Genomic DNA, 6,230 nt, shown 5'->3' with positions numbered 1-6,230 from the left:
GCGCTACGGGCAGACGGTCCAGGCGGTGCGTCAGCTCGACCTGGAAATCATGCGCGGCGAATTCCTGACGCTGCTGGGGCCTTCCGGGTCTGGCAAGACGACGGCGTTGATGATGCTTGCGGGGTTCGAAGATACGACCGAGGGCGAAATCCTCATTGACGGTCAGCGCATCGACAACGTTCCCGCCAATCGTCGCGGCATCGGCATGGTGTTCCAGAACTACGCGCTTTTCCCGCACATGACGGTCGCCGAAAACCTGGCTTTCCCGCTCGAGGTCCGCAAACTTGGCCGCGACGAGGTGACGCGACGTGTCAGGAACGTTCTCGACATGGTCCAGTTGCCCGAATTCGGCAACCGGCGTCCGGCGCAGCTTTCGGGTGGCCAGCAACAACGCGTCGCGGTTGCCCGCGCCCTGATCTTCGAACCAAATCTTGTCCTGATGGACGAACCGCTCGGCGCCCTCGACAAGCAATTGCGCGAGCAGATGCAGTTCGAAATCAAGGATATCCATGCCCGGCTCGGCGTCACGTTCGTTTATGTGACACACGACCAGACCGAGGCGCTGACCATGTCGGACCGGATCGCGGTGTTCAGCGCCGGCCGCATCGAGCAGCTTTCGACACCACGCGAACTGTATGAGCGTCCGACGGGCAGCTTTGTGGCGAGCTTCATCGGCGAGAACAACCGCATGTCCGGCACCGTGCTTGCCGGCGGTGAAAACGGTGGCGTGGCCGTCCATCTCGACGATGGCGATCTGGTGTTGAACGCCATTTCCCCTGGCGCGACGCCCCCTGCGGGCGCCAGGGTGACGCTGTCGATCAGGCCCGAGCGCATGTCCTTATTGCACGATGGCTCCACCGCCCTCAACGTGATTGCGGCAACCGTCGTTCAGTCCGTTTATGTCGGGGATCACATCCGGCTCGTCGCTGTGACGGCGGGCGGCCTGAAATTCATTGTCAAGCTTGCCGCATCGTCGTCTCGGTCCGAACTCAATGCGGGCGAGGCGGTTCGGTTGGGCTGTGGTCGTGAGGATTGCCTCGCGCTCGAGAGATAGCAACAAAAGGCAGACAAGGGAGAGTTCAACCATGAAGAAATCGCCGAAAGTCGTCATCACCTGTGCGGTCACCGGTTCGATCCACACGCCGACGATGAGCCCGTATCTGCCGATAACGCCGTCCGAGATCGTCGACGCCGCCGTCGGAGCAGCCGAAGCCGGAGCGTCGGTGATCCATCTGCATGCCCGCGATCCGGAGACCGGCAAGCCTACCCCTGATCCAAAGCTGTTTATGGATTTCCTGCCGCGCATCAAGCAGCAGACCGACGCCGTGATGAACATTTCCACCGGCGGCGGGCTGAAGATGACCCTCGAAGAGCGCCTTGAAGCCGCGCACGCTTCGAAGCCGGAACTCTGCTCGCTCAATATGGGATCTATGAATTTCGCCCTGCACCAAATCGCGCCGAAATACACCGACTGGAAGTACGACTGGGAGAAGGGCTACCTGGAAGACACAAAGAAGGGCATCGTCTCCAACACGTTCGAGCAGATCGAGCGTATCATCGTCGAAGTCGGCCAGGCCTACGGCACGAAGTTCGAGTTCGAGTGCTACGATGTCAGTCACCTCTACACGCTTGCGCACTTTCTAGACCGCAAGCTGCTGAAGCCGCCGCTTTTCGTCCAGACGATCTTCGGGCTGCTGGGCGGAATCGGCGCCGACCCAGAAGACATGATGCACATGCGCAGGACGGCTGATCGGCTGTTCGGAGACGATTATCTCTGGTCGATCCTTGCCGCGGGCAAGCACCAGATAAATCTCTGCACGATGGGCGCGATCATGGGCGGCAATGTACGGGTCGGTTTGGAAGACAGCCTCTATGTCGGCAAGGGCACGCTCGCTAAGAGCAATGCCGAACAGGTTGCCAAGATAAAGCGCATTCTCAACGAGTTGTCGCTCGAAATCGCGACGCCCGACGAAGCCCGTCAACTGCTGGATCTCAAGGGCGCAAACGAGGTCGGGTTTTGACGCCCGGCATCGAAACCTATGTCGGCGTCGTGCATCCTTGGATGTGCGACGCGATGGGCCATCTCAACGTTCGTCATTATGTGGCCATGTTTGATGACGCCAGTTTCCAGTTTCTGGGCAGGATTGCCGATCCTCGTTTGACGCCGACCCTCGGCTGGGCGGATGTAAGGATGGAGATCGACTACGTGCATGAAACCGCGGCGGGAACCCTGGTCACCGTTCGCAGCGTTATAGAAAAGCTTGGGAAATCGTCGCTGACTTATCTACATGAAATGCGCGGCACGCTGGATGGAGTCCTGCATGCGCGCATGCGCACCGTAACGGTACGCTTCGATCTTCAAGCGCGGAGCAAGATCGAGATCGAAGGCGAAGCCCGGCAGGCGAGCGCGAAACTCCCGAGGGGTGAAGCCGATACGCGTGGGTGACGGCGAGAATGTCCGGTGACGGCATCGTTAGCCGCATTGGCGTCACTGAGCGAGATGCTGTAGGTCGCTGAAGGCTTCTACTCGCCCTACGAAGGTCAGGTATGCCGCTATCGCACAGGACACCGCATGGGGCAGCCCGCCACAATCGGCCATTGCGTACGATAGTGGCGTTGAAGTGGTAGCGGGAGAGGGACTTGAACCCCCGACCCCAGGATTATGATTCCCGTGCTCTAACCAACTGAGCTACCCCGCCAGGGCGGCGAAAGGCCCGAAATCCGCCTCAAATCGAAAGGCATGTCGGGGGCGTTCGCCAAGGTCGCGCGGATATAAGGTTGGGAGGGTGAGCCTGTCAAGCTTCGAAGCAACCGGCTTGCCGGCTTATCGTCATTATCGAAAAGCTTTGCCATGCGGACATTTGGTTGCCGCCGCCGGGGTTGAGTTCGAAGGGGCACGTCGCTATGTCTCGGCCACGAGTTTTTAGAGTTTGAAACAGATGAAGCCGCGCATAGCAGTCCTCGGTTGCGGATACTGGGGCAGCAACCACATCCGCACTCTCAAGGCGCTCGGCGCGCTGTACGCGGTCTCCGACACCAACCGGGCCCGCGCAGAAGGCTTCGCCAGCGAGCAGGACTGCCTGGCGATCGAGCCGGACCAGTTGTTCGTGCGTGACGATATCGACGCCATCGTCATGGCGCTGCCGCCGCAATTCCATGCCGACCTTGCCGTGCGTGCCGTCACGGCCGGCAAGGACGTGCTGGTGGAAAAGCCGATCGCGCTGACGGTTGCCGACGCCGAGCGTGCGGTGCAGGCGGCCAAGGACAATGGCCGCGTCTTCATGGTCGGCCATGTCCTGCGGTTCCACCCCGCCTTCGAGACGCTGAAAGGGCTGATCGACAAGGGCGAACTCGGCGAAGTCCGCTACATCCACTCGCACCGGCTCGGCCTCGGCAAGTTCCACACAGAGAACGACGCGCTGTGGGACCTGGCGCCGCACGATCTGTCGATGATCCTGGCGATCACCGGCACGGAGCCGATCGAGGTGCGCGGCGAGGGGGCCGCCCTGCTCGACAATCTCAGCGACTTCGCGCATCTGCACATGCGCTTCCCCAACGGCCTGCGCAGCCATCTCTTCACCTCGCGTCTCAATCCCTATCGCGAGCGGCGGCTGACCGTGGTCGGCACCAAGGCGATGGCGGTGTTCGACGATGTCGAGCCATGGGAACGCAAGCTTGCCGTCTACCGCCATGCAGTGTGGCAGGACAGCGGCCAATGGGCCTTCACCACCAATGAGCCATCCTATGTCGCGGTTGCCCAGGGCATGCCGCTGACACGCGAGCTGGAGCATTTCATCCAGTGCATCGAGACGCGTGCCGAGCCGCGCACCAGCGGCGAGGAAGCGATCAGGGTGCTGCGCATCCTGACCGCCGGCACGGTCACCCACACCAAGTCGAATTCCTGAAGCGCGGATTATTTATTCGGCGGGAATCTTATTCGGCAGGTATCTTATTCGGCAGGTATCTGGGCCGGCCTGGCGGCAAGCCGGGTCAGCATCGCCTCGGCCTCGGCGCCACGCTCCGAACGCTCGATGAAGCCGCCGCCGAACACGCGAGCTTCGTTGCCGTCATCGGAGTAGAGCACGCAGGCCTGGCCCGGCGCGATGCCGGATTCGCCGTCGACCAGTTCCACCCATGTGGCACCGGCACGATGATGCAGCACGGCCGGGCGCGGCGGCCGCGTCGAGCGGACCTTGGCGAACAGCTCCAGGCCGCCTGCAGGGACGTCTGTGAGCGGTCCGTCGCCCAGCCAGTTCATATTGCGCAGATAGATCTTGTGCGTCTCCAGCGCCTCGCGCGGGCCAACCACGACGCGAGCGCGGTCGGCATCGAGGTGGACGACGTAAAGCGGCTCGCCGGAAGCGATGCCGATGCCGCGGCGCTGGCCGATCGTGTAGCGCAGGATGCCCTCATGGCGGCCGAGCACGCGGCCGTCGATGTGGACGATGTCGCCCGGATTGGCCGCGGTTGGCTTCAGCTTGGCGATGATGTCGGAATACTTGCCCTGCGGCACGAAGCAGATGTCCTGGCTATCCTGCTTGGCGGCAACCGCCAGCCCCATCTCCTCGGCGATGGCGCGAACCTGCGGCTTCGACAGGCCGCCGAGGGGAAAGCGCAGATAATCGATCTGTGCCTGCGTGGTGGCGAACAGGAAATAACTCTGGTCACGGTCGGCGTCGACGGGCCTGTAGAGCGCGCGGTGGGCGCCGTTGGCGCCGGAACGGATGTAGTGGCCGGTGGCCAGCGCGTCGGCGCCGAGCTCCTTGGCGGTGGCCAGGAGGTCGGCGAACTTCACCGTCTGATTGCAGGAAACGCACGGGATCGGCGTCTCGCCGGCGACATAGCTCTCGGCGAAGGGATCGATGACCGCCTTGCGGAAGCGTTCCTCGTAGTCGAGCACATAATGGGGGATGCCGAGCGTCTCGGAGACACGGCGGGCATCGTCGATGTCCTGCCCGGCGCAGCATGAGCCGGCCCGGTGCGTCGCCGCGCCGTGGTCGTAGAGCTGCAAGGTGACGCCGACGACGTCGTAGCCCTCGCGTTTCAGCAGGCCTGCGACGACAGAGGAATCGACGCCGCCCGACATGGCGACGACGATGCGGGTGTTTTCGGGACGTCCGGGAAGATTGAGACTGTTCATGATGCTTTCGTTCTGCGCGGCGCCTCAATGCCAATGTCGAGAATATAGGTCAAGCTTTACCGGCGCGCCAGCGTGCAGGGCGATTCACCGGTTGCGGCCGATCTCCGCCAGGGGATGCATTTTCCCCGGCAAATCAGCGTTTGCGGGCAGATGTTTCAAATGCCGGCGAAAAGACTAACGCGGCGTTCATGATCCTTACCTAGTCATTAGGGTCTGCTTAGGCAATTTTTAAAGCTGTGGCGGTAACGTGGCGGGGATTGGGTCTTTGAGTTTTTTGTAGAGAGTACGATGACCGATCTGGTTAGACCGAGAGTCAAATATGTTATCGGGCCTGACGGCAGCCCTCTTACGATTGCCGATCTGCCGCCGACCAATACACGTCGCTGGGTTATCCGGCGTAAGGCGGAAGTGGTTGCGGCCGTGCGCGGCGGGCTTTTGAGCCTGGACGAGGCATGCCAACGCTACAAGCTCACCACCGAGGAATTCCTGTCCTGGCAGGCGTCGATCGACGAATATGGCCTTGCCGGGCTGCGCACGACACGCATCCAGCAATACCGGCACTGACATTGCGAATTTAGACGAAGGGCGCGGCTAACCCCGCGCCCTTCTGTTTTCACCGTTCCCGCTCAGAGCGATAGCACAACCTTGCCGATCGGCTTGGTGGCGAGGAAGGCGTGAGCGGCCCCCGCCTGGTCCAGCGGGAAGCTCTTCGCCACATGGACGGCGAGCTTGTTGGCATCGATCAACCGAGCCAGTTCCACCAGGCCCTCCCTGTCGGGAACGACGGACATACGCTCGACCCGAATGTCTCGCGCGCCGGCCTGGGTCCTGGTGTTGTCGCCGACATCGAGCAATGACACCAAAACGCCGCCACGCCTGAGCACCTTCAGCGAGCGTTGGGCGTGGTCGCCGCCCATTGGATCCAGCACCAGATCGATGTCGCGAACCTTATCGGTGAAATCGCCCTTGGTGTAGTCGATGACCTCGTCGGCGCCGAGTTCGCGGAGGAAATCGAGCTTGCCCGGGCTGACCGTGGCGACAACGTAGGCGCCGCGCGCCCTGGCGATCTGCACCGCCAGATGACCGACGC

7 protein-coding genes and 1 tRNA gene are annotated in these 6,230 nt (G+C 62.2%); 5 read left to right on the top strand and 3 right to left on the bottom strand.

The window, feature by feature from the left end:
- Positions 1-49 precede the first annotated feature (49 nt).
- From EN893_RS14315 to EN893_RS14305, 3 genes are read left to right on the top strand one after another with little or no spacing between them, the layout of a single operon-like run.
- Complete coding sequence (locus EN893_RS14315) at positions 50-1,054, top strand: ABC transporter ATP-binding protein (RefSeq protein ID WP_348629739.1); 1,005 nt, start codon at positions 50-52, stop codon at positions 1,052-1,054.
- 31 nt (positions 1,055-1,085) lie between these two features.
- Entirely contained in the window at positions 1,086-2,021 is a 936-nt protein-coding gene (locus EN893_RS14310) for a 3-keto-5-aminohexanoate cleavage protein (RefSeq protein WP_127268010.1), read from the top strand.
- A complete protein-coding gene (locus tag EN893_RS14305; RefSeq protein ID WP_127268011.1) occupies positions 2,018-2,446 on the top strand; it encodes an acyl-CoA thioesterase in 429 nt (142 codons plus the stop codon). Before EN893_RS14310 ends, EN893_RS14305 begins: the two co-directional genes overlap by 4 nt.
- A 176-nt stretch (positions 2,447-2,622) precedes the next feature.
- Here EN893_RS14305 and EN893_RS14300 read toward each other — a convergent pair.
- Positions 2,623-2,699: transfer RNA gene (locus EN893_RS14300), tRNA-Met, on the bottom strand.
- Between the two features lie 240 nt (positions 2,700-2,939).
- On the opposite strand from EN893_RS14300, the gene EN893_RS14295 reads away from it, so the two are divergent.
- Positions 2,940-3,905, top strand: coding sequence for a Gfo/Idh/MocA family oxidoreductase (locus EN893_RS14295; protein WP_127268012.1), 966 nt, complete (start codon positions 2,940-2,942; stop codon positions 3,903-3,905).
- A gap of 44 nt (positions 3,906-3,949) precedes the next feature.
- Here the strand turns inward: EN893_RS14295 and mnmA are convergent, their stop codons facing one another.
- Positions 3,950-5,140 carry a tRNA 2-thiouridine(34) synthase MnmA gene (gene mnmA, locus EN893_RS14290; RefSeq protein ID WP_127268013.1) on the bottom strand — a complete coding sequence of 397 codons (1,191 nt, stop codon included), beginning with the start codon at positions 5,138-5,140 and terminating at the stop codon, positions 3,950-3,952.
- A gap of 288 nt (positions 5,141-5,428) precedes the next feature.
- On the opposite strand from mnmA, the gene EN893_RS14285 reads away from it, so the two are divergent.
- Complete coding sequence (locus tag EN893_RS14285; RefSeq protein WP_013529904.1) at positions 5,429-5,704, top strand: DUF1153 domain-containing protein; 276 nt, start codon at positions 5,429-5,431, stop codon at positions 5,702-5,704.
- Positions 5,705-5,766: 62 nt separating this feature from the next.
- Here EN893_RS14285 and EN893_RS14280 read toward each other — a convergent pair.
- The coding region (locus EN893_RS14280) for a zinc-binding dehydrogenase (RefSeq protein ID WP_164900854.1) at positions 5,767-6,230 on the bottom strand (464 nt) is incomplete at its 5' end.

It is taken from the genome of Mesorhizobium sp. M7A.F.Ca.CA.004.04.2.1 (genome assembly GCF_004022825.1).
GTDB lineage: Bacteria > Pseudomonadota > Alphaproteobacteria > Rhizobiales > Rhizobiaceae > Mesorhizobium.
This window is presented reverse-complemented; position numbering and strand designations above follow the sequence as displayed.